Below are 23492 nucleotides of genomic sequence, written 5' to 3'. Positions count from 1 at the left end.
AATTGGTACACTAGGTTAAAATTAAAGTCCGACCTGTGGCTACCGGTACCCAGTAAAACAAATCAGAATAGGTTATTCCCAAATCTCCTTCGTTGGTGAATACCATATACCATAAGCAACCTTTAAAAAAGGCTGTGACGATCTTGGAATCTTTTGTAGTTGCAAAGCTGTCTACACCGGCTGACGTATCCATCTGATTGCTACCATATTTACCGTTATTTAACGTTACTCTGTAAAAATATTTCTTCTTGTTTTCCTGTTCCTGATAGCCGCCCAGTAAAAAAATACCCGTACTGTCGATCGTGTCTTTTCCCAAAAAGGACAATCCGGACGATAAATACGAATTGTTATTGATGATCAACGGTGTAATGGTAGTCCAGTTATTTTTATCCCATTTCCAGATATCCGAGATTTCGGTTCCGCCTATTTCCGAGAAACCACCGCCCAACCATAAAGCCGTTTTACTTCCGTTGGCATCCAATTCGGTTGCAATTCCATTTAAGCATCTTACTTTCCACGGCATTTTTACAGGATTGGTTTTGTCCGGATTTACGCTTCCGTTTAAACCAATATTATCCCATACTTTACCATCGCCCGATACCCAAATATCATTTAAAGCCGCGCCCCATTCATTTACACCACCCATCATCCAGATTTTATCCTGATCGCCATGCGGAAAAATCGCACACGAATGTCCCATACGGGAATCCCATGGTAAATTATCGATAACGGTTACTCTGGATTCGCTTTCGGCATCCAGAGTAACAATCGCCACCGCATTAGCAGATTCCATCGGTTTGACATAGCTACCTCCTATAAAAAACAGGCGCCCGTGCAACTCTCCCGCACTTTTCATATGCAATAACGGTGCGGTTGCAAAAGGTTTTAGCTTGTTTTTTTCGGTTTCAGAAAGTGTTATGCGATGCCAATTATCCGAAAAGCCTTCGTTGGTATTGGTATATCCTATATGATCAATCTGAGTTTTATTATTTTCCGTTTTTAGCATTAAGCTATATAGATAAGCGGCATCTTGTCCGGCGCAAAAATTACCAATCTTATAAGCCGCATACGCTCCGGTCGGATTTGCATTCGAATATAATTTCGATTCTCCTAAAGCGCGGACCAATATTGTTTTGGTTACCGAAACCGTACCCATTTGTACTTCTAAGGTATACGAGTGATCTCCATTGGCGATATTGGCTATCGTATAACTTCCTGCTCCGTCTGTACCACTTTTGAGTTCTTCCAGTCCTTCTCTTACAATATACCGGGTTCCTTTAACGTCCCAGGATAGCGTAACCGGAGCATTGCGCTGCACTACTGTTTTATCCGATTCAAACAGCTTGATTTCCGGTTTGGCCTCTTCGGCGATGACAGTAAAAGGAAGCGATACCAACGGTTTTGGATCGGTTGGATCGTTTTTATCTTTAAAGCTTAGTTGTAAGGTAGTCGATGGTGTCGTAACCGTACATTTTGCCGCTCTGATTTTTACAATCAGATAGGTATAGCCATCATCATAGCCTTTCGGAAAATTATATATTCGTTTTCCCGGGTTGTTGTTATCGTATGAAAATTCACAGATTTTCACAGGAAAAGTCGTTGTTTTGTTTACGTCGTCCGTTTTAGCCCAAAGCTCACAGCTTAGTTTTTTTAAATCGGCTGCCGCTACCAGAGTATCTAAATTTTCAATCGTAAAAATCCCCATCAGTAAGATGGCCTTTTTTTCGTCCTGAGCGATCATTATATCCAACGCCAGTGTTTCTCCATTCGTAACCGAATTACTGCTGCCGGTAGTTACATATCCCATATTATTATCCTTTTAATTGTTCGTTTTTAAATTGCTTAGCCGTAACCATCCTTCGTAAACCTGCTGTTTGGTAAACCCGGAAATCTGTTTGCTTTTTCCTTCGGCCAAAGCCGCATCGCTCTGCCAGGTTGTAACATCCGACTTATGGGTCCATTTCCAATTGGCATTAATCCCCGTTGGTATCGGAATATCAGGGGCCACTTTTTCGGCTATAAAAGGCGCTACCCGAAACCCAATATCCAGTTGCGACAACAAACGCCCCGAATTATGGTTGAATAATTCCACATACTTTGTGGGCAGAATCCCGGTTGCGAAATGTACTCCGGCCGAAGGTAGCATCAATAAGGTGGCTTTAACCGGCTCCTGATTCAGGTTTAGTTTTAATACCGTATGCTTCGCAAAAAAGGAATCCGAATCACTAAACGAAAACTCCGGTGCATTGGCGATTGTATGAAATACATCCGTATCGGTATCGGTAAAATAGCCGATTAGGCCATTTTTATCCATATCATAATCGCCAATCGTAAGCGGAAATTTAACCGTTTCGATATGTCCCGTATCCCTTTTACCGGATTGACTCCATCGTTGATCATAATACGGAAGTCCCAACGTTTCCAGTCCTAACGAGCAACGCACTAAAGCTAAGGGTTGCCCATATAGCAAGGCCGAGGTTGTATTTTGTAAAGCCGCATTCCCCGTGGCATTTACACTCACTTTATAGGCCAGGTCCATAATCCCCGTAGCCCTGCTTCCGCTATTGAGTGTTTTGAGTAGCTTTTCCAACTGCGGATGTATCGCTTCCGGAATTGCATTACCGCCCGGAAAGGCTTGCCGGATTAGCTTTGAGCCTTTATTTTGGGTTAGATCCGAGGTTATTTGCAATAGGCATATTTCATTTCCGTCTCCGTCATACACTAAAATAGTATTATCTAAATAATTGGGAACCAGCCATCCTAAAACAGGATTATCCATTTTTCCCGTGTCCTGATACAGAATAGTGTCGCTGGCATTTAACCAATGAAATTGCAAACGGGAAGGCTGAATGATTCGTGGCGGTAACGGAATGCTTCTACCCGACTGATCATCGCCTTGCAACGTAACCGCACAGCCAATATCTGAATTAGCATTATCGTTTTCGACTATTACTTTTTTAACCTGACCAAAGGCATCAACAATCGAAAGTTTTTTGATGACCATAGCCCCCGAGCGCAACGGATTAAAAGCCGTAGCATCCGCGCCGTTGGTATTTCCGGGATCACATCCCAGTTTATAGCCATCTTCCCCGATTATGTTGAGCTCGTTCCGGTCAATCTGATATTCCGTTTCAAAATTATAATCAGGGTCACTGTTATAGTGAAAAGGAGGCAATTGAATATCGGTGCGCTGCATCAGTAAATTTTTATGCAAACCACTTAAAGCCTGTGCAATCAGGTTGAGTTCCCCGTATTTATTGACGATTGCCTCCGGAACCATTTTTTTCAGGTTGGCAAATACCGAATTTGTAAACGGACTTATGCCGCTAATGCCAATAGGCGCTCCCTGTTCTTTTGTTGTTTGCTTTTTAAAATACAGCCCTTCTTCCAGTTTCCAGTTTGCCGTATCTTCCATAAGATCCAGATTATTGATATCCGGATTATTGGATCTATATTCCATATCCCAGACCATAAACAGTGGTGTCCAGGCCTGTTCCCATTGGGTAATGGCAAAACTTTCGTGCGCTTTTTCGGTTTCCCGGTATTCCGGTTTCGATTGTACTTCGATCACTTTTTGACCAAAGGCTTTGATAACAGCACTGGTTTTGTCTTTTCCTTCTCCCAGTTGCGCTTCGATATAGGCTTGTAACGCGATATCCACAGCAAGCGAGTGATCCAATAACAGTGTTTCGGATACTAGTGCTTGTATTGCTGTAAAAGGTAATTTCGGATGTTGTAAGGCCGCTACATCCGGAACGCTAATTTTAGTAGCCGGAATAACCACCGGAATGCTGGTGTCGTTATACGGAACATCGAGATAGAGCTTTGTGAGCAACTGCGCTTCCTGTCGGCAGTTTATTTCTTTATCCATGGCCTGAAAAGCCGGTTTTTCGGTAGTTCCAATGCCCGATCCGCAAAGCAACAAAACCGGATCATTAGGTTCCCAAAAACGATCTTCAAGGGTTTCTTTTAGTTCAAACTCCGGATTTTCCCCTGCTAATTCCTGATATTGTCGCAAGTTAAATGTACGTTGCTGGATTTCCCGATCCAATACATCGGCTTCTACTTTTTTACTCACCAACTGATCCAACAGGTTGGTTCTGGAGGTCGTGTAATCAAAGTTTGGAACCGTATAATCATTTACGGTTTTATAGGCTTGTTTGTACCACAGAAAGTAATATTCCTGTTGTAGTCGTAGGATTTCCTGTTTAATTTGGTTACAGCTGATCTGCGTTTTATTTAAGTCATTCAGCTCGCTTAGAATCGCGCTGTTTTCCGGGAAATGCGGTCGGTCGTCCTGTTTGTCTTCCAAGGCTTTATCGGTCGCTTCTACCCGGGTGATTTCCCAGATCGAGCCTCTGTTTTTAGGTGTAAAGCCTCTTTTATGAATTTCAGTCTGAATCGATTTCAGTCCCGGTTCGTTTTTACTATCTTCCAGAAACTGATATTGCAAGGCATTTAACAGGGTTTCCACACCCGGTTTTTCAATCGCACTGCTTTTGATAATCTGAGCACTTAACGATTCGATGGCGGTATTGCCCACATAGACTTGTATCGCACCGTCCGGAACGCCGCTTTTTAATTCGCTGTTCCATTGAATACTATGGATGGCCGCATGCAGTAAACTGGATTCCGGATAAGCTTCCGAATCGCATTTCCATTGTTGTTTAAACCAATCCTGTGTTCTTTTCTGACGAATCTGTTCGTTTGTTGCCGTTGCTTCGTTAAAATCGAAAGGTGCCAACGGATCCATAGCGGGATCATTGTACCAACCGGTAACAACGTAGGCAACCGTACAATCCGAATCAATGTCGGCCATATCATCGTGGAAACCAAATACATTTTTACTACTTTGGTATAACGACGCAAAATACGGGTTTACAGCACCTACACCGGTTAAAACAGGCGGTGTGGTAGTCTCTTCATAGGCCGCCGACCATTCGACCACTTTTCCGAGGTTGTTGAAATCCAGTTTGTCGTCGTGTAGTGTTACCCAATTGGGTGTGGGTTTATTATTTTTGATGCTATTTTTTTCATCACTTTTAACGATCCACATCCGGGATTCCATGTTTTTGATTCCTTTGTCCGTCCGGATTCGGATCACCATCCACCGGTTGGGCGCATACGGAAATTGGACTTCTTCCCCTTCGTTTATAAAAGCGTGTTTTAAAGCTTTGGGTAAAGTCCAGTGCAGGTGAATTCCTTTTTGGAGTGCTACTGTTTTGTCGGTATCGGGTTGTAGGACATTCCCCAGAATACTTTGGTTGTATTGTTGTAATTGCGGCCCCAAATCCATGCAATCGTTTTTATCGCTCCCCAGGGCCAGGGCTTCCATATACAGGGGCACAAAAAGTCTGGAAGTATTACACATGGCTATCGGTATTTAGGATGTTAATCGCAATATTCTTTTTTACCGGACTGTCGACCATCTGGTAGGCAAATTCGGCGGATGTAAAGTGGATTCCTTTGCTTTCGTCTGTGATTTCCATCCAGTTTTTAGCGGTTAGTTTTTCTTGCATCACACGGGCTAATCCGGCGATATCGATAACGTTGTTTTTAATTAGTCCATCGTTTAATTCGGCATTCACATCGGCGGTTCCATCGGCTATTTCCTGATTGGTACCGTCTTCATTTTTTAGATTTTTGATATAGGCATTATTGTTTTTGATCCCAAAATGCAAACCCTCGTAAGGTTGTTTGATCGAAATACTGGCAATGTTACCGTCGAAAATTCCCAGGAAAATATCCGAATCAATACGCTCAAAACGCAAAGCAGGAAGCAACTGATTATCGGCATCAAAAGCCGTGATTTCGAGTCCGCGCCAACCCGATACCAGATCCGACCGAAGCAGGAATCCGGTCGTATTGAGTCGTCTTCCTTTTTTTTCGATGGTTCCACCACTGATTTCCATCGACTGCGTCTGATATCCGTCTATAAAATTACCGTTCACCGCCTGCTCCAGTAAAGCTTCATTTTTATTGGTTCTGCCAATACTAAGCGCACCGTCCAACAAAGCTTCTATCCAATTCGGATCGACATAAAACAGTGATAAGGTACCGGTGTAGTTTTTATTATTTTTAAGGTGTTCCTTCTGCAGTAACCATTCATGCGGAACAATATAGGAAAACGGAATTCCGTTTAATTTGTACAAATTTCCTAAAAAGTGTTTCACTTCATTCGGGACGGTTGTTGGCAAATCGGTTGTTGTTTCTTCTGGAACGACTGTAGTAACCGCGTGCAAATCGCCCAGATAACGGATTACCTTATCTTTTATGTTGATCGCACTGTCGTCCTCCAAAATGGCATTTAGCGTATTGTTTTTTGACTTTTCGGCTTCGAGTTGATTTTGCGCCAGACGCCAGTTTAAAATGGCCTTCGAAAACTCCTGGTTCTGCAAAGCCAGTATACGTCCCAATTGCCATGCTGCCGCAAAGGAAATATCAAAAAAACCGGTGGTTTTATCATAGCGCAATGCTGCATCGGCCGAACTAAAAGAAATACCCTTTGACGTTGTCGGAAATAATTTCGGTACCAGCGGCCCATGATACCAGCTGATGGTATTCGCTCCGGTTCGCGTGAGATGTTCCAACGGGACATACCCCGAATCAAAATAGGTGGTCAGTTCCGGTGCTTCCACTCCCCGTTGAATTTTGATACTTTTTAGTTCGAGTCCGTCAACTAATTGCGAAAAACTGGCTTTTCCCGAATCGATAAAATTCCAACTCGCCAGTACCACCAGTCGGACTTTATGATCGTCCGGGATGTTTTTTTTAGGATCCGCGTCTTTTAAATAGTCGGTATAGCCTTCCAGTGATACCAGAATAGCGGTATGTTGCTTTCCTTTGGCCGGCAGGCGATTTCCGACGATCACGGCAAAAACACCGGCTCCATCGGCATTGATATCGGTAATTCCGTCTTTGTCTTTATTATCGATACGCACCTCTTTGGCATGTGCCAACAGGGAGAGACTTTTTTGGGACGGAATATAATTTTCAAATTGTTCTTTGGTCAGGTCAATGGTAAAACAGCCATCCGTTGTTTTCTCCCATTCCATCAGTTTTAAAGTTCCTTTGTCGGTCGACTTCGCTTCAAAAATATCCGGTCGGATAATACCATCGGAAAGATTCGGTTGGATCACTCCGGCAATGGTATTTTTAGTAATCGGTAGCCCTTTCATTTCCTCCTCGTCAAAAAGCAGTAAGGCCATCCAGGGAACGGGCGGCGAATCCTGTGGGTTACGCAGGTTTTCCGGAGTTGTGTCGCGTTGGAAAACCGGAAGTTTTCCGTCTAACGTACGTTCCCACGGCAAGGTGCGTCGGGTAAATACCAAATGAGGCAAGGATTCCGAATAGTTTCCCGACTGGTTAGCGGGAGGATAAACCGAATAAATATCATTCGGATTTAGCGTAAACCGAGCCGCATCGACTCCAAAATCGAATGTTTTATTCAAATCCTGAAGGCTTGACTTGTCTTTAATTACCTGCTGATGGACGACCGTTGTATATTTTCCGGCAACCATGGCAGGTAAAAAGCATTGTACTATTTTTGTATTCTCACTCATTTTTGTTACGTTTTACCCCTGTTTATTTCACATCGGTACTGTATTGTGGCAACTGTCCTATTTCGCAAATCACCGGAATACCGGTAAAGTAATCGTCTTCATTAGACATATTTCTGTTTATGGCGTCCTCATCGATATCCGGGAAACTTTCGTCAAATCCCGCTTTAAGGAGCGCTACTATTTTTTCCCGTTTCGTTTTTACATTATTTTCTTCGTATGTACTTTCCAGAATACCCGTTACTTTGATATGGTTCACCTCATCGTAATAGCCCAACACTTCAATCGCATGATAGGCTTCTCCGGTTTTGGCTAACGTAAATATCCAGTCAAATTCGGTTTTGGAAGCGTCAAATAAGGTTGAAAAATCGAAGGTGCGAATCTGCGCAACCTGCGGGATCGCTGGTGGTTGAAGCATCACACCACTCAGTACATTCGTTAGTATTTTCGTGGTTCCCGGGTTCGCATTCGTGCTTTTCGATGCTTCGCCACTCCATAAGGCTTCTGCGACTCCTTTTGCAATACCGGAAACCGTCATCGGCATTTTAGTCCCGTTTAACACCACATCGACATTCATCTGGAATGCTACGGTTCCTGTGGTAAAACCACACGGACGGATTCCGATGTTTTGTTCGCGGTTGGCATAAATAGTATCACCCGTTTCCGATTTCATCACGGTACTTCCGGATACTTCCTTTTCATTAATTTTTAATTGAGATACCGGAATAAAAGAGTCAATTGTAATGGCCAGCTGGTGCGGATTGATGACCGGGAATTTGTCGACTCCCTTTACTTCAATCAATCCATTACTAATGGTAATATTGGTTGGATCCGGATTGGAAATACCGGCTGCTTCGCCTTCTTTTAGTCGGGCGTTGGTCGATACGGTATTTTTCTTCTGTGGTATAAAACCGCTTGCAAATTCTGTCCATTGCAGCTTTTTCGGTTCTTTTTTGGAATGATCGCCGAAAGGAATGGTGAACGAGAATATCGTCCAGTCCACGTAGGCTTCTCCGGCAAACGGAGGTCCCCATATATGTAGTTCCGCTCCCATTTCGAAACTGAAATGAATCCGGATAAATAGTATTTTAATATCGGCCTCGATTTTAACCGTAATCCCCATATCGATATAATAGTGGAACGGTGCCCAGGCAATGAGCATATCGGCCCAAATCACAATCGACGCTTTGATAATTGAGGTTTTAAAAAGTACTTCCCATTTACCACCTGCCATAATTGCCGAAGCGGTAAGCGCGTAGTACAGTTCTCCTTTAATCGACACCAGACTGCTAATTTTCCAGCTTAAGGCCAGTCGCGGTACGCTAGGATAATGCGCCGGTTTTATAAACTTCGGATGATAACCTCCCAATGTAATCACAAAATCCCCTTCATAAGGTCCTTTGATCCAGGTGTAAAAAGCAAATCCTCCCGATAGCTTACAATCTCTGGAAAGGACATAGGAATTTGGCGTCACAACGGCTTCTACAGCGATCACATCACTACCCGGTCCGAAATGCGCCAAAATCGCAAGTTCCACATACACGATCGGTTGCGGAGCCATCGATTTTTCCGGCCAACTCAGTCGGGAAAGTCCTAGAATTGCAAATTCCAGCTGGGTTCCAAAATTGACCGTTAGCAGTACAAACGACTCGATCAGTTTAAAGGAAGTAAATTTAATTCCAACTGCCAACCAGTAATCCCCAATAGAAATCTCTATCGGTTTTTTACCGTTTTTCATAGGGGTTTCCAATGAAGCCAACAAGGGTAACAATCCCTGATCCTCTTCCGGTCGCATGGCCAATGCTACCAATGGAAATAGTGCTACCTCGTTTATCGAAGGCACATTTATTTTACGATTATAACCAAATCCGGCGGCAATTCCCGTTACAAAAAAGAAAGCCGGACCACCTATAGGACCGTCGAATACGCCATAAATAAACAAGGATGCTTCATCGGCTACTTTGGCATACGATCCGATGGCCGAGATCGTAAAACGACTTACTTTTATAATCGCCCCGCCATTATATACATCAATCGTTTTTCCGTTGTAAGAAGCTGTTGTATGCAAAAAGGCACCTGATATTTCGATTGGTGGTGCTGTATACGAAAGTCCGAGTCCTTCCAGATAGAAATCCGGTATTCCGGGTGGCCATTGTAACTTAAAGCCGAGACCAAATCCCATGAGTTGCATGCCCATGCCTTTCATTTCCATGGTGGCATCGAGCAGTAATACGACCTTACTATCCTGATAGGCAAACCCCAATCGTTGTAAAGTTACCGGGCCTATTTTTTTATCTATTTTTTTCCATTTCGCCTTAGCAATGATACCGTCGCCTAGCGGTGCAACCGCAGTAACACTTGTTTGCTGTGGCTGTTCTGGTTTGGTAAACTCCTGATCCGTTCCGTCGTTTAAAGCATAGTATTCGGCTTCGCCATTAATCTCGAGTTGTGTCGTGATATTAAATCCGGAACCAATTGCTACCGGTGGTAAGGCCTCAAAGCGTTGTAAGACCTCTTTTTCAAAAGTTCCGTTGCTATATAAAGCCAGTACTTCTTTAAAAGCAAAGGCACGCCCCTGCGTTAACACCGGTCCGGCCAAAGGAAGATCGTTTAAATCGAGTTCAAGTCCCGCGCCCATTCCAAAACACAAACCGGAGGTGTCTTTTTCTTTTTTATACAGCAAAAAGGCTTTAAAAGTTTCGAGTGTAAAGGAAAGTGCCGGCATTTTGTTGGTCGCACTTTCGCCAAAGAATTTTGTGGCTAAGGCGCGTAAATCGATGGTTGTTTTCCCAAAGTTCTGATAGGCGGCATACAGATAACCCGCTTCTTTTTCCTGAACAAAATGTAAGGCAAAACGATGTTCCTCTACCGATAAAATTCCTCCAAAAGCGAAGGTCGTTTGCGAACCGTTTTTTTGGTAATCGATCGTAATAACGGCATCAAAATACCTGTCGTTGATATGAAGTTTACAGTTGAATTCAATTTTAAAATCCGTCGCATCCATACCGCCGGAACCATAGGTTACCGAAAACTGTTTTAACGTAACCGCATTTAGGAGATCCGGTATTACTGCGGGTTGGTTCGTACAACAATTGATGATATCCTGTATGCTGATCCCGTTTTTATTTTCTGAGGTCAACGTGGCATATAAAAAACGTTCTCTTTGGTCGTTTTCTACAATCCTGCTTCTGTAACCGACCGCAATGTCTACAGCAAGCGGAGCAGACGGATTTCCCAAATGGAATGCTGTCTGCCCCGTGATTTCTACTAAAAAGGAGTTATTTGCTGCCATACTAAACGGTAATTATTGTACTATGATCAACCTATCTGAAAACGACAGGTTTGTTCATACAAAGGGGATCCTTAATTTATTAGCTAAACCGGATCCCTTTTGAATGGTAGTTTTATTTTAAAATCGTTTGCTCTGGAAACTATGCTTTTTCGATAGCTTTTGTAGCAACGGTTTGCGGCGTATTGGTTACCCGAAAACCTGCTTTCTTAATGGTAAAATTGCCAAATTGTATGGTATCGCCATCTTTTGACTGTACATTAAAATCGAATGTATTTTGCGTAGCGTTATAATAAAAATCTTTAAACTCGATGGTATAATCTTTTATCTCTTTTTCACCGGCTTTAACTGGAGGAAAACTAACAGTTGTAGTATCGTTCGATTTGCCCTGAATCCACTCCACAAGCTCGTTTAACTTGATACTGGTACCCGGTGCACTTTCCTGTTTGTCGCTAAAATCGATAATCCAGTCGGCTTTCGGATTGTTGGCGGTTGGGATATTTCCAATTCGTACGCTCACTAAAACGGCTTCCGGGTTTGTTTTCGGACCAATTCCAATTTGTCCGTTTAAACCTACACTGTATTTGGACACATCGACTAATCCGCTTATCGTACATTTACCATCTGCAACTGCTATCGTTCCGTTAACGGCTCTTGTTACTACTTTATTACCATTGGACCAGGTTACCTGGATATTATCCGAAGCTTTCCAGGTTGAAGTCACGTCTTTTGCTTCAATAGTTGCGGCATAGGCTGTCGCATTATTGAATTTTGCTATATCCTCATTACTTAATACATCTGAAGTCGTAAGGTTTTGAATTTCGGAGATTGTTACTGCCATAATTATTAGATTTTAATGTTAGGTTAATATTTTATGATATAATTTAGAGCCATCCATTTCGGGCGATTTTGTCCCGTATATTCACCACTTGTAAAAGCCGGTAACGCAACATAAACGGAATGTGAATGATTTGGAACACTTTCTGTCGTCTGGTTTTTAATATCTGTCCCGTCTGTATCGATGCCGGAGTAACCTCCTGATCCAAAATTTCTTTTATACCAGTTGGGATTGAATCTATGGTAATGCGCCCCGTCATCCGATGTCTTAAATGACTGGCCCGGAGGATTGATACTGTGTGTATGCCGGTCGGCTTCTCCTTTTTTACCCAATTGTTCGTTTCCGTTTGCCGGATTGGCGCCCATCACAAACGTTTGTCGTAAATCGGGTACATTAAACTGACCGTTACCGCCTCCATAAGTCGTACTGATTACATTAAAAAGGTCATTTTTGTCGCCTGATACCGGATAGGATTTTCCATCGCACAACAACCAGCCATCCGGTGCCTGTGCGCCGGCGAACGCCATAATAGAACCTACCGGTACTACGTTTCCGGTTTTGTCTTTGATCCGTCCTTCCGATTTAATGTTTCCGGCGACCTGAAGTTTTTCGTTCGGATTGGTTGCTCCTACGCCAACATTTCCATTCGGAAGTATTTTTAAAGCATCATTTTGAGCAAACAACACCGAAGCATTGGCTATTAAAAAAAGAAGAAACAAGATAATGTCTTTTGTAGTAATCTGCTGTCTTTTAGCTGTTTTCATACGCTTTAAAATCGTTCCATTTTCAAAGGCCGAACCTATAACTTTTTCGTAGATTTCTTACAGGTAAAAATACCTATTCCACCTGCGAATGTTATTTTAGCACTCCTTTTTAGGCAAACAAATGTTGTTGAACGTCCAATCAATGTTTTGCAATTTTTGTCAATTGCCAATATTTCTTTTCATCATTTCGTTATCCAGTATTTTTTATTTATTTTAAAGTTTTAACTTACATTTTTCAATAAATTAGCCAAACAATTTTATACAACAGTCTATCGAAACGTTTTCTAAAAAATACATATGAAAAATTACACTCTATTTTTTTTAATCGTGTTACTCACCTCTTGCAATTTTTCAAATTCCTATAAAAATGACGCGGATGAAACAAACGAAAACAAAGTGGACACTACTAAAATCGAGGCCAATAACCCTGAAAATTCAAAAAGTAAGTACCCTGTAATTCGAATTGGATATTATGATACTTATAAATCACTCAAAAGTTTTAAACTTGATTCTATAGAAGAAAAAGATTTTAATAAAATAAAATCAACTCAAACATTTAGTGAAAATAGAATTCAGCAGGATTCAAAAAAATTTTATATCCAAACCGCTAACCAAAAAATGAGTTTTGAAAAAGTAGCCGATTCTATTACATATGCTGCAAAATTAGGTCGTGAAGAGCTTAGCGGACATGAATATTTAGGCTATAATTCAAAACTGAATTTATATGCTTTACGTGATGAGTCTGTTACCATAGACCTTTTAGGTTTTGCGGAAATGATTCTGATTGACGGAACAACAAATTATCAATATATAATTGAATCCTTGGGAGATTGGAGTGTTTCATTGCCTGTTGCTTCCGAAAACAACAAATTCATGGTATATTATCAAAATCCAGAAGTTGGATCAGGACCGTTAAGTATCGCCGTTTTAAAAATTAATGATAAACAGAATCCAAAATTTTTCCTGAAAGAATACGCAAGCTGTTTTATCGAAAACGGATTATCGATTGAAGAAATAAGATGGAAAGGCGATTCGACACTATTTATAAAAGCGTATAGATCTTCCCTTGATGAAGATTCAGGATATGAGGTAAAAACCTATGCCTATTTCTCTGCAAAAATCAATTAAAAAGAATCAGGACTACTATGTTTTTACGCTGTGGCACTCCGCTTGACATTAAAATAAAATACCCTACTCCGTTTACTTCGGCAAATGGGCGATTAGTTCGACCTCTAATTTTGCTGTCGGCATATACAGTCTTTGTATTTGTACCCATGTCGCTGCCGGAAAGTCGCCTTTATAGAATTCTTTTCTAATGTAGTTGTATTTTTTCATGGCTTCTATATCGGTGGTATATAAATTTTCTTTGACTACATTTTCAAATGTGGCGCCATAACTCAACAACGACGCTTTTAAGGCTTTATAATACCCTCCGGAGTTACCTCGGTTGCTACAGCGCCCGAAATGTATCGTTAAAATGTACCAATTGTCTGGAATTGGTACATTTTAGTCATACTTTTTTAACTGTTTGTAGCAACATCAAACACCGAAATCTGTAAAGTATCCACCGTAGCCGGATTTAACGATACCAATACCGGTGAAAAGCGATCGGAATAGGCAAAATTATAGGCGTCCGACAACGGTTGTAACGTAGCTGCATATTGATTGTAATATGATGAGTTGCTTTGTAAATTACCAAATAAAGACGTATCCGGTAGTGTAAACCATTTGGAGCTCTCCATCGTCCCCACTTGTACAGTGTTTATTGTTGTTTCCGAAGCAATGGCGCCAATATTAAATCCGGCTAACAAATCGCCGGTTATCCATCCATAAACATCGTTTGCCGGATTTTGAGCCGCTCCGCCATTAATCGAAAAGGAAGCATTGGCACCATAAATACCACTTGGACTGATTAAATCACTTTTTTTATACACGATAGTCGTCGTTCCGCTAACACTACCTACAGTTCCGGTTAACGTAACAGCTCCCGAATTATCTATTGATGCCGTAAAATTATAACTTTGAGCACTTTGCGGCCCGCTTGTCGGTACAACAGGTCCTACCCCGTTAAAATAACCTCCAATTGTAGCAATTGTTCCGTTTCCTAATCCGGGGATAACGTTTCCTAAAGTCGTACCCGGTCCAAAATTCTGGATTAAATAGTCGATATAATTTTCAAAAAGATCATATGGCATAATCGGAACACCTCCAATGGGCGGATAAGAAGATGGCCCTATAATACGTGCAAAACCGGTTCCGGGTTGCGTAGGTCCTTGTTGAAAGCTTCCCGGAACAACCGCAGCAATCGCATTTTTTAACCCTGATTGTGGCGGTGTGGTAATCGCGCTTAATTGCGAATATATCATTTCGGCCGTTTTTCCGGTTTTGACTCCATTATCCACCTGAACGCAGGTTCCGTTTAGGAAAGTTTCTAACTGCATCGGAATGCTCCAATAATCAATACTGGTTAAATCGGCTACATCTGCCGGATTACCATTAAAGGTCAATTCCATTTTATCATAGCGCAGAAAGAAATTGGCATCGGTACTATTTTGAGCGGGTTCATATCCGGCTTTCAAAACGGACCACGTCTGACCATAAGCGACATAAATCCGGCCACTGAAATTTGAAATGGTGATGCCATTACTTAAATCCGTTAAAGGATACCAATTTCCAGTGCCTTTTGTTTGATTTAAAGGTTGTATTTGCAGTTCCAATGGTTCTGCATTAAAAGGAGACGGGTAACTGATGCTAAATGGAGCGGTAGTACTTCCGGATACAAATCCGATGGACACCAGGTTATCCGATAACCCACTGTTGTTCTTAAATTTTACTGTTAATGTTGCCATAGTATTACTTTTTTAAATTGATAAACGGTGTTCTTTGTTTTATAAAAGTAGCTGTATCTGCTTTTGTGATTTAAAAAAATGGAACGAAACAGTATTTTTTGGGCATAAGATTCCTAATGCGTAGTATTAATTATAACGCTTTTACAACAGGCAAAAAAGCTAAGGAATAAATCGGTGGAATAAGTCTGAAAATTACTTTAAAATATAGCGTTGCATAATACTGTCTTTGTATTTATCGCTGAGAATTACTTTATGGTCGCCTTTTAACAGCACCAAATTGTCTATCGGAATGATCTCGGTTATCTTTTTAGTATTCACGATAAAATTGCGATGCGTTCTGCAAAAAATATGGCTGTCGAACAACTCCAAAATTTTGGTTAAGGAGATCAGAATGACAAATTTTTCGGTTTCGGTTATAATGCTGCAATATTTTTCTTCAACTTCAATATAGATAATATCACTGATTTCCACTTTTTTAAGCGATTTTCCTTTTTTTATAAATAAATAATCCTGACTGACAACTGTGTTTTCTTCTTCCCCAAGAAACACCTCGTGTTGATTGTAGAATTTTTCAACTGCCAGTTCAAGAGCATATAAAAGTTCCAGTTCATTAAACGGTTTTATCAGATAACTGAATGGATTGGTCAGTTTTGCCCGTTCAAATATTTGGCGGTCGGTCGAGCTCGTCAAAAAAACAAAAGGCTTCGCAGCATTGGGAACAACACTGATATTTTCGGCAAAAGCGAGTCCGTCTGGCAAACCATTTAAAAAAATATCGATGATAACGATATCCACTTTAGTATTGTAAAAAAGCGTCAAAGCCTCTTTATGACTGGTTGCCACGCCGGTGATGGTATAATTGTGGGCTTTTAATACCTTGATCAACGCCTCACTCTCAGCGGGTGTATCTTCAATAATGAGGATGTTTACATTATCCATTGGGTTGCTTTTTAATCAAAGATACAATGATTTTGGTTCCTTTTCCAACTTCGCTTTTCAGGTCTAATTTCCCTCCGTTTTTTTGAATTAATGATTTACACAATTGCATTCCCAGACCCGTACCGCTTATGGCTTCATTATCGGTTTTCGACAACAGTCTTGTTTCTTGTAAAAGGGCAGTTTGTAAGGCCGTACTCATGCCAATTCCGTTATCTTCGATTAGCAAAGTACAATACTTTTCATCGGTATTTTGGGTATACATTTTGATGATTCCGTTTTCTTTTGAAAACTTGATAGCGTTGTCGATAAAATTCCGAAGTATTATTTTTAACGATTCCTGATCGGCGCAAACAATGTCATTCCTGGAAATTGTATTTTCAAAAACAAGATTTTTTTCAAACAGTAACGGCCGGTAATTATAAACCATTTGTTCGACACAATGATACAATCGGATAGTGGTTATTTCAAAATACGATTGCTTGGTTTGCAATAACGCCCAATGCAATAAATTATCTAATAAATTGTATGTACTATTTGCAATGGCACTATTGCGTTGTAACAACGAATCCAGTTCATCCAGGTTTTTGGCGGCTACATTTTCCAGTAATCTGGCATTACTGATTTTCATAGCATTCACAGCAGAACGCAGGTCATGACTCACTATAGAAAATAGTTTATCTTTTGTGGCATTGAGCTCGGAAAGCGCTTCTTTTTGAGCCGATATGATTTTGTTCTTTTTTGTCTTTTCCCTGTAGAAATAAACCGCTGTTCCCAATAACACGAATAATACTATCGCGGAGTATAACAGTCCGTTTCGCTCGGCTATTTTAATTTTATTTTCCGCCTTTAGCAGACTTACCTCCTTTTGTTTTTGCTTTACGGTAAATTGCTTTTCGAGTTCGGCAACTTCCCACACTTTATTCTGATCGTTTAACGAATCTTTCCACTGTTCGTATTCTTTTCTATAGGTTAGCGCTTTGGCATAATCGTTACGATTTTCTTCGACCACAGCCATATTTAAGGCTGCATTTTGTTTTAGCTGGTAATTTTTTACTTTTTTCGAGAGCTGATAGGCTTTTTCAAAATAAGGTATCGCCAGTTTGTCTTTATATTGATCATAATACAATGTGGCCATGTCGCCATAAGTTCCGACTAAAGCAACAGTATCGTTTTGCGCTTCTTCCAATTGTAATCCTTCCCGTAAATAGCGCTCAGCGGTATCGTATTTTTCCAAATGCAAATAGCACAAACCCAGGTTGTGTTTTACACTGCTTTTTTTGATCCCCAAAAGCAAATTGGGATGGAGTTGTTCAATTTCGGTAAAGTAGTTGACGGCCTCATTAAATCTTTTTTCTTCTAAAGCAATTTCGCCTAGAAACATTTGAATATGATTGTGGAATTGAAAGTCGGTTGTAATGAGTTGAAACTCTTTTTTACTTTCTTTAAATAGTTTTTTCTCTTTAAAGCCGAAACCTCTAAAAAAGTGACAAAAGTTTTGAATTTTTTCGGGTTGCTTGCCGACACTTAACTGTTTCATCGTGTAAACAAAGCAGGAGTCCCATTCTTTTTGTAAAAAAAAATGCTGTGCTTTTGTAAAATCGGGATTCCCAACAATCGTTTTGCTTTTGGCTATAATTTCCTTTTCAAAAGGGGTATAGTTTTGTTGCGCTGAGTTTGATTGGGAATAAAGCAAAAAACTAAAAATTACGATTCTAAAAACGGCTTTCATCTACTGATTTTTACCGCAATTTAGTTAAAAAAACAGCGTCAAAATGACGCTGTTTTTTAATCACTTGGAATTATACACCCGATTGTACCGTTGTAACCGTACCTCTGGAACCCACAGGATCTTCGTCCCATAAAAAAGTAACGATTTCTTGTAGCGCTAAAAGGTTGGGTACTGGTAAACCTTTTGGTAAAGTCGCGTTTGGAATATAGCCTTTGGGATCGGCTGTAAAATTCACTTGAAAGATATTAAACGTCGCACACGGTTCCGGAGCAATATCATAGCATACGTAAAAATTAGCATACGGAACCTGATCGTTGGTATAGCTAAAATCCTGTATAACTTTTAATTCATCGCCTTTAATCGCGGTATTCGCACTGATAAATACGACAATACTGATTTCCAATTCGTTATCCTTATTTACTGTCGCCTGAGAAATGGGTGGCAAAGGCTTGTCATGTCTTGGATTTGGGAAATCGATTTGCGTCTCTATGCGGTTCACTTTAACGCCGGTTATTGCGATACCAGCCGGTTTTACTTTCTGTTGGCACGTAGGATTTTCTTGTTTTGTTGTGTTCATAATTATTGTATTTGGGGTTAATTTTATTTAAAAACAATGCCGCTTTATATATAGCATTATGCGAAATTATTTTTATTATGGTAAATGAAGTAACGTAAAAACACGTATTATTTTATTTTTCAAAAATTAAATTTCTTGGTGATATCGTGCTGTTTAATATGGATAATAGCGCCCATTCGCCTTTATTTCAGAATGCTTTTATATTTCGGAACTACCCGATGTATCTGCTGAAAAAACGTCCTAAAGGGTTATTTTTTTTATACTTTACACCTACTAACTCATAACCTACGCTCGTTTTCACGCAAATATTGCATCGCTTCCCGAATGGCTTGCTTTGTATTTTTGGGCGTAAATCCCAGTTCGGTTCGCGCTTTGGTGATATCGAAGTTTTGCTGTAATCCCGAAAACATTGCGATGTCTTTTGTAGTGATAACGGGTGCTTTTCCCCTTATCGCACTGGTCGTTTCCATCAGCCAGGCTACCGTATATAAAATGGGTTTCGGAACCGCCATCGGAAGTTTTAAACCCAATTCCGGAAACAATTCCTGCGCAATTCGCGTCGTTTCTTTTATCGAGGTACACTGTTCGTTCGCCAGAATATAGCGTTCACCATTACGTCCTTTTGTCGCGGCTAAGTAACACCCTTCGGCCACATCGTTGACATCTATCCAGTTTAGGGTTATATTGGTTTCGACCGGAATTTGTTTTTTTAAAATCAGGCTAATGATATTGTACGACACATTGAGCGGTGCAAAAGCAACACCACCTATCATCGCCGACGGTAATACCGCCACCAATTCAATTTGATGCTTTTTAGCCAATTCGAACGCCAATTTTTCGCCATCGTTTTTGGAATTGTAATACATATCCCTACGATCGGTATTATAACCCTTACTTTCTTTGGTAGGAAGTTGTCGGTAGTCTAACGCTGCGATCGAACTCACGTAAACAATCCGCTTCACTCCGGTTTCAGCAGCGGCTTCTATCGTGTTTCGGGTGCCTTCCATATTCACGTCGTAAATTTCTTTCTTCGGATCTTTCGCCCATAGTTTAAAGGAAGCACCTACGGCATAAAACGTATGCACACCCTGTAGGGCTTTTACAAACGAAGCTTTGTCGGTAATATCGGCCTCTACGACCTCGCAATTCAAACCGACAAAAGGTTCTTTATTGTTCGTATTTCGTACGGTAGCGCGTACGGGGATTCCTTTAGCGAGTAGTAATCGTACCAGATTGTTCCCCAAATGTCCGTTTGCACCCGAAACAAGTGCCAATTGATGCTGTTCCATTTTTGTTGGTTTTAATTGATAGGGCAAAGTTCTGCCTTACGCATTCAAAACCACTTCACAAATGTTACTTAATGATGTGCTTGCGGATACGGCTTAAACTTTTTGGATTCATTCCTAAATAAGAGGCGATATATTGTACCGGAACATTATGAACAATTTCCGGCTGAGTCGCGATAAGTTTTTTATAACGCTGTTCGGCTGTGAGTGTTGCCAGTTCTTTCGAACGGTTTTCGTTATACGATAAGGATTGCTGAAAAATCAGAATGCTAAAATCTTTAAATACCGGGCTTTTAAGCGTAAGTGCATCCAAATCGGCTTTTGTAATGCGCAACAGTTCACAATCGGTTATGCATTCCAGGTTTTCGTCCGATGGTGTTTGGTTACTAAAATGAGCATACGAAGTGATAAACCCGGGCGGGCAATTGATGTGCGTGGTGACCTCATCTCCTTTGTCATTAAAATGAAACAAACGTACAAAGCCCGAAACCACAAAATACAGGTATTCCGGTATCTTTCCTTTTGCTTCAATAATCTGGTTTTTAGATACCGATACGGACGATAAATATTGCCGGCACAAGGCTTCATCTTCCGCGCTGAGGGGCAGGTTTTGAGAAATGAGTTGCAATAACGATTCGTACATACGGTCTTTTGTGTTCTATGAGTCCCACAAATTTAGATGACTGGCGCGGAATTAAAAAGTAAAAAACGATGCTTTTAACACCTGTCAGGTTTTCGAAACCCGTCAGCTGTGCTGTGTGGGTTTACTGCGGATCTGTTGCAGATATACGTACCACGCTATTTTTAAGTAGTACAAGCGATAAAACGAGGTATCTTTCCGGGTACCAACGGTTATGATAAGCTTACGATATGCGCAGCTTATCTTTACTTTCATCCCGGTTTTAAACCCGGACTCTTGAAGCCATTTACCGGCCAATGGGATTTCGGGATAATATACATACCGCCCGTAGGCGCGTGGAAAGGCTTTTCCGTATACCGAAACACGGCGTACCTGAAGTTTTTTTGTTTCTTACGGTTGCTGGTTGGTGTGGAATTTTTCATAATCGGGCGTTTTATAAACATAAAGTTCGCCCTGTAAAGTTGATATTTCAGTACTCCAATAATTATCCTATTCCTTTTTCAGGTTCTGTTATAGAACCATATTTTTACTTATATTTATACCGACAATTTTTAAAAATCAGTAATATGTCACATTTCGATACGCCAGACAAAAAAGTACACCAGGGAAGAAACATCAAGCGTTTTCGCGAGATGTTGGGCATCAAACAAGAGGCACTGGCTATAGCCTTAGGCGAAGATTGGAGCCAAAAAAGAGTTTCTTTAATGGAACAACGGGAAACTATCGAAACGAACTTACTAACACAGGTAGCCGAAATATTCAAAATACCAGTAGAAGCTATCGAAAATCTTGACGAAGAACAAGCTGTGAATATTATTTCAAATACGTTTGGTGATGGTTCTATTGGTTATCAAGGGTATCAAAAGAATGAAAACTGCACCTTCCATCCTATCGATAAATTAGTCCAACTCCACGAAGAAAAGATTGCCTTATACGAGCGAATGCTAAAAGAAAAGGACGAAATGATGGCGCGACTGGAAAAGCTAATCGAAAATAAATAAAATAACGATATCAAATTATACCGTTACCAAAACACCTGACAGGTTTTCAAAACCTGTCAGGTGTTTTCGTCTATGGGGTTGTATCTATTCTATTTTTGTATGCTTTATCGTATTAAAAATAAAAATAGTGTCCTGTAAAACAATCCTGTTGTAAATTTCGTTTATTTGTTAAATCAATCAATCACAAACGAACCATCATCAATGAAACGTACTTTAGCAACGATTGCCCTTCTGGCATTTACTTTCGGGGGCATGATCCTCCCGGCATCGGCACAAACAAAATCAAATAGTAAAGACGATATTTCCAAAGTAGAATCCGGATTAATGCCGGCTGTTCGCTTTAAAGGCGAACCGCTCTGGACCTTAGAATCCCGGATGAAACATTATGAGATTCCCGGAATGAGTATTGCCGTGATCAAAAATTCGAAAGTGATCTGGAGCAAATCGTATGGCTTTGCCGATGTCGAATCCAAAACCCCGGTCGAATCCAATACCTTATTTCAGGCTGCTTCTATAAGTAAACCGGTTAGTGCTTATGCCGCATTAAAAACCGTTGCATCCGGAAAGCTTAATCCCGATGCCGATGTCAATTCGTATTTAAAATCGTGGAAAATTCCGGAAAATGAATTTACAAAAGAAAAGAAAGTCAGCCTTAAAAATATTCTCAGTCATACCGCCGGCTTGACAGGACATGGCTTTGCCGGATATGAAGCCGGACAGCCTTTGCCATCGGTTAATCAGATTTTAAACGGACAAAAACCGGCTAATTCACCGGCTGTAGTAGTGGATAAACTTCCCGGTGCATCATTTCGATACTCCGGTGGTGGATATACCATTATGCAACAACTCCTTATGGATCTTGAAGATAAGGATTTCGCTTCCATTATGGCCGAAAAAGTACTTACTCCTCTGAAAATGAAAAACAGTACTTTTGTACAACCATTGCCAGCAGCACAGGCATCGTTTGCCGCTACAGCTTATAGTGTCAATGGAGCGAGAGTGCCGGGAAAATACCATACCTATCCCGAACAGGCCGCAGCTGGTTTATGGACTACCGCTGAAGATCTGGCAAAGTTTGTCATCGACATTCAAAATACCGTGAATCATAAAAGTACGCTTGTTCTTTCTCAAAAAATGGCCGATGCCTTTACAACTCCTTTTATCGAGTCGTTTATCGGATTGGGGATTTTTCTGGAAAACAAAAACGGACAGGTTTACTTTAGCCATGGCGGCTGGAATGAAGGTTTTTCCAGTAAATTCGTAGGTAACAAAACCAACGGCGACGGAATTGTAGTGTTAACCAACACCAATAAACCGGAATTTATTGAAGAACTCATTCGCTCGGTAGCTTCGGTATACCAATGGCCGGGTTATGTAACACCTGCTCAAACAATCTTACCGTTAACCCAACAGGATTTTAATAATACGGGACGTTACAAGTCAAACAAATACGGATTTTATAAAGTCTATAGCGAAAACGGAAAATTAATGTTGATCAACAATATAGAACGTCCGGTAGCACTGCTTAAAATATCCGAAAACACCTATGCGCTTCGTGACGCGCCTTTTAACGTAAAAATTACAGGGAATACAAAAACGGGAACAAAAGAACTTACATTGATTTTTTCGGATGAACCGGCCCGTCCGGGAAATCCGCAGTTAAAAAACGATGAAAAAGTACCTTTAGAACTACTTTTGGAAGGTTCGTTTGAAAAAGGTCTGCAAGCCTATCAAAATGCAAAAACTGAAGATCCCAACCACCAGTCTCTTTCCGAAGATTATCTAAACCGTTTGGGCTATAGCTTGCTAAGTCAAAAAGATTTCACAAAAGCAATCGCCATTTTCCGTGTCAATACACTATTGTATCCCAACAGTGGAAATGTGTACGACAGTCTGGGGGAAGCCTATATGAATACGGGAGAAAAAGACAAAGCAAAACAAAACTATCAAAAGGCGTTGGAGTTAGATCCGAAAAACGAAAACGCTGCCCAAATTTTAAAAACATTATAAAAAGACGCGGC

16 protein-coding genes and 1 pseudogene are annotated in these 23492 nt (G+C 40.8%); 3 read left to right on the top strand and 14 right to left on the bottom strand.

Features of this window, described 5'->3' with window-relative positions; genetic code table 11:
* Nucleotides 1-10 precede the first annotated feature (10 nt).
* The 6 genes from E6C50_RS08450 to E6C50_RS08425 form a co-directional block, all read right to left on the bottom strand.
* Nucleotides 11-1807: a hypothetical protein gene (locus E6C50_RS08450; protein WP_136402761.1), complete on the bottom strand. Its 1797-nt coding sequence runs from the start codon at nucleotides 1805-1807 to the stop codon at nucleotides 11-13.
* Nucleotides 1808-1819: 12 nt separating this feature from the next.
* A complete protein-coding gene (locus E6C50_RS08445; RefSeq protein ID WP_136402760.1) occupies nucleotides 1820-5335 on the bottom strand; it encodes a hypothetical protein in 3516 nt (1171 codons plus the stop codon).
* A 28-nt stretch (nucleotides 5336-5363) separates the two neighbouring features.
* The gene (locus E6C50_RS08440) at nucleotides 5364-7562 is read right to left on the bottom strand and encodes a hypothetical protein (RefSeq protein WP_136402759.1); all 2199 of its coding nucleotides are present in this window, start codon (nucleotides 7560-7562) and stop codon (nucleotides 5364-5366) included.
* 22 nt (nucleotides 7563-7584) lie between these two features.
* Nucleotides 7585-10851, bottom strand: a complete 3267-nt coding sequence (locus E6C50_RS08435) for a DUF6603 domain-containing protein (RefSeq protein ID WP_136402758.1) — start codon at nucleotides 10849-10851, stop codon at nucleotides 7585-7587.
* Nucleotides 10852-10990: 139 nt separating this feature from the next.
* Nucleotides 10991-11689, bottom strand: coding sequence for a hypothetical protein (locus E6C50_RS08430; RefSeq protein WP_136402757.1), 699 nt, complete (start codon nucleotides 11687-11689; stop codon nucleotides 10991-10993).
* A 23-nt stretch (nucleotides 11690-11712) separates the two neighbouring features.
* Nucleotides 11713-12450, bottom strand: a complete 738-nt coding sequence (locus tag E6C50_RS08425) for a tail fiber protein (RefSeq protein ID WP_136402756.1) — start codon at nucleotides 12448-12450, stop codon at nucleotides 11713-11715.
* Nucleotides 12451-12747: 297 nt separating this feature from the next.
* Between E6C50_RS08425 and E6C50_RS08420 the strand changes: the two genes are divergently transcribed.
* Nucleotides 12748-13578 (top strand): hypothetical protein, encoded by an 831-nt coding sequence (locus E6C50_RS08420; protein ID WP_136402755.1) that lies wholly within the window; start codon nucleotides 12748-12750, stop codon nucleotides 13576-13578.
* Nucleotides 13579-13650: 72 nt separating this feature from the next.
* Here the strand turns inward: E6C50_RS08420 and E6C50_RS08415 are convergent, their stop codons facing one another.
* The 8 genes and pseudogenes from E6C50_RS08415 to E6C50_RS18080 all read right to left on the bottom strand — a co-directional run.
* On the bottom strand, nucleotides 13651-13851 hold the full coding sequence (locus E6C50_RS08415; RefSeq protein WP_230978981.1) for a RidA family protein: 201 nt from the start codon (nucleotides 13849-13851) through the stop codon (nucleotides 13651-13653).
* A 119-nt stretch (nucleotides 13852-13970) separates the two neighbouring features.
* Nucleotides 13971-15299 (bottom strand): beta-1,3-glucanase family protein, encoded by a 1329-nt coding sequence (locus tag E6C50_RS08410; protein WP_136402754.1) that lies wholly within the window; start codon nucleotides 15297-15299, stop codon nucleotides 13971-13973.
* A gap of 192 nt (nucleotides 15300-15491) precedes the next feature.
* Nucleotides 15492-16238 (bottom strand): LytR/AlgR family response regulator transcription factor, encoded by a 747-nt coding sequence (locus tag E6C50_RS08405; protein WP_136402753.1) that lies wholly within the window; start codon nucleotides 16236-16238, stop codon nucleotides 15492-15494.
* Nucleotides 16231-17967 carry a tetratricopeptide repeat-containing sensor histidine kinase gene (locus tag E6C50_RS08400; RefSeq protein ID WP_230978980.1) on the bottom strand — a complete coding sequence of 579 codons (1737 nt, stop codon included), beginning with the start codon at nucleotides 17965-17967 and terminating at the stop codon, nucleotides 16231-16233. Before E6C50_RS08400 ends, E6C50_RS08405 begins: the two co-directional genes overlap by 8 nt.
* Before the next feature lie 70 nt (nucleotides 17968-18037).
* Nucleotides 18038-18544 carry a hypothetical protein gene (locus tag E6C50_RS08395; RefSeq protein ID WP_136402752.1) on the bottom strand — a complete coding sequence of 169 codons (507 nt, stop codon included), beginning with the start codon at nucleotides 18542-18544 and terminating at the stop codon, nucleotides 18038-18040.
* Between the two features lie 278 nt (nucleotides 18545-18822).
* Entirely contained in the window at nucleotides 18823-19833 is a 1011-nt protein-coding gene (locus tag E6C50_RS08390; RefSeq protein ID WP_136402751.1) for an NAD-dependent epimerase/dehydratase family protein, read from the bottom strand.
* A 64-nt stretch (nucleotides 19834-19897) separates the two neighbouring features.
* Complete coding sequence (locus E6C50_RS08385) at nucleotides 19898-20473, bottom strand: Crp/Fnr family transcriptional regulator (RefSeq protein WP_136402750.1); 576 nt, start codon at nucleotides 20471-20473, stop codon at nucleotides 19898-19900.
* Nucleotides 20474-20575: 102 nt separating this feature from the next.
* Nucleotides 20576-20788 (bottom strand): annotated as a pseudogene (locus tag E6C50_RS18080) (SymE family type I addiction module toxin); the annotation flags it as partial.
* Nucleotides 20789-21036: 248 nt separating this feature from the next.
* On the opposite strand from E6C50_RS18080, the gene E6C50_RS08375 reads away from it, so the two are divergent.
* A complete protein-coding gene (locus E6C50_RS08375; protein WP_136402749.1) occupies nucleotides 21037-21471 on the top strand; it encodes a helix-turn-helix transcriptional regulator in 435 nt (144 codons plus the stop codon).
* A gap of 201 nt (nucleotides 21472-21672) precedes the next feature.
* Nucleotides 21673-23481, top strand: a complete 1809-nt coding sequence (locus E6C50_RS08370) for a serine hydrolase (protein WP_136402748.1) — start codon at nucleotides 21673-21675, stop codon at nucleotides 23479-23481.
* The last annotated feature ends 11 nt before the right edge of the window (nucleotides 23482-23492 follow it).

This window comes from Flavobacterium supellecticarium (assembly GCF_004801375.1).
GTDB lineage: Bacteria > Bacteroidota > Bacteroidia > Flavobacteriales > Flavobacteriaceae > Flavobacterium > Flavobacterium supellecticarium.
Note: the sequence above shows the minus strand (reverse complement) of the source record. Positions and strands in the feature narration are given on the sequence as shown.

Excerpts from the sequence above, each read along its gene's own strand:
- E6C50_RS08440 (WP_136402759.1), bottom strand. The coding sequence starts at position 7,562 with ATGAGTGAGAATACAAAAATAGTACAATGCTTTTTACCTGCCATGGTT.
- E6C50_RS08410 (WP_136402754.1), bottom strand. The coding sequence starts at position 15,299 with ATGGCAACATTAACAGTAAAATTTAAGAACAACAGTGGGTTATCGGAT.
- E6C50_RS08450 (WP_136402761.1), bottom strand. The coding sequence starts at position 1,807 with ATGGGATATGTAACTACCGGCAGCAGTAATTCGGTTACGAATGGAGAA.
- E6C50_RS08435 (WP_136402758.1), bottom strand. The coding sequence starts at position 10,851 with ATGGCAGCAAATAACTCCTTTTTAGTAGAAATCACGGGGCAGACAGCA.
- E6C50_RS08375 (WP_136402749.1), top strand. The coding sequence starts at position 21,037 with ATGTCACATTTCGATACGCCAGACAAAAAAGTACACCAGGGAAGAAAC.
- E6C50_RS08400 (WP_230978980.1), bottom strand. The coding sequence starts at position 17,967 with ATGAAAGCCGTTTTTAGAATCGTAATTTTTAGTTTTTTGCTTTATTCC.
- E6C50_RS08425 (WP_136402756.1), bottom strand. The coding sequence starts at position 12,450 with ATGAAAACAGCTAAAAGACAGCAGATTACTACAAAAGACATTATCTTG.
- E6C50_RS08445 (WP_136402760.1), bottom strand. The coding sequence starts at position 5,335 with ATGGAAGCCCTGGCCCTGGGGAGCGATAAAAACGATTGCATGGATTTG.
- E6C50_RS08370 (WP_136402748.1), top strand. The coding sequence starts at position 21,673 with ATGAAACGTACTTTAGCAACGATTGCCCTTCTGGCATTTACTTTCGGG.
- E6C50_RS08385 (WP_136402750.1), bottom strand. The coding sequence starts at position 20,473 with ATGTACGAATCGTTATTGCAACTCATTTCTCAAAACCTGCCCCTCAGC.
- E6C50_RS08395 (WP_136402752.1), bottom strand. The coding sequence starts at position 18,544 with ATGAACACAACAAAACAAGAAAATCCTACGTGCCAACAGAAAGTAAAA.
- E6C50_RS08430 (WP_136402757.1), bottom strand. The coding sequence starts at position 11,689 with ATGGCAGTAACAATCTCCGAAATTCAAAACCTTACGACTTCAGATGTA.
- E6C50_RS08405 (WP_136402753.1), bottom strand. The coding sequence starts at position 16,238 with ATGGATAATGTAAACATCCTCATTATTGAAGATACACCCGCTGAGAGT.
- E6C50_RS08420 (WP_136402755.1), top strand. The coding sequence starts at position 12,748 with ATGAAAAATTACACTCTATTTTTTTTAATCGTGTTACTCACCTCTTGC.
- E6C50_RS08390 (WP_136402751.1), bottom strand. The coding sequence starts at position 19,833 with ATGGAACAGCATCAATTGGCACTTGTTTCGGGTGCAAACGGACATTTG.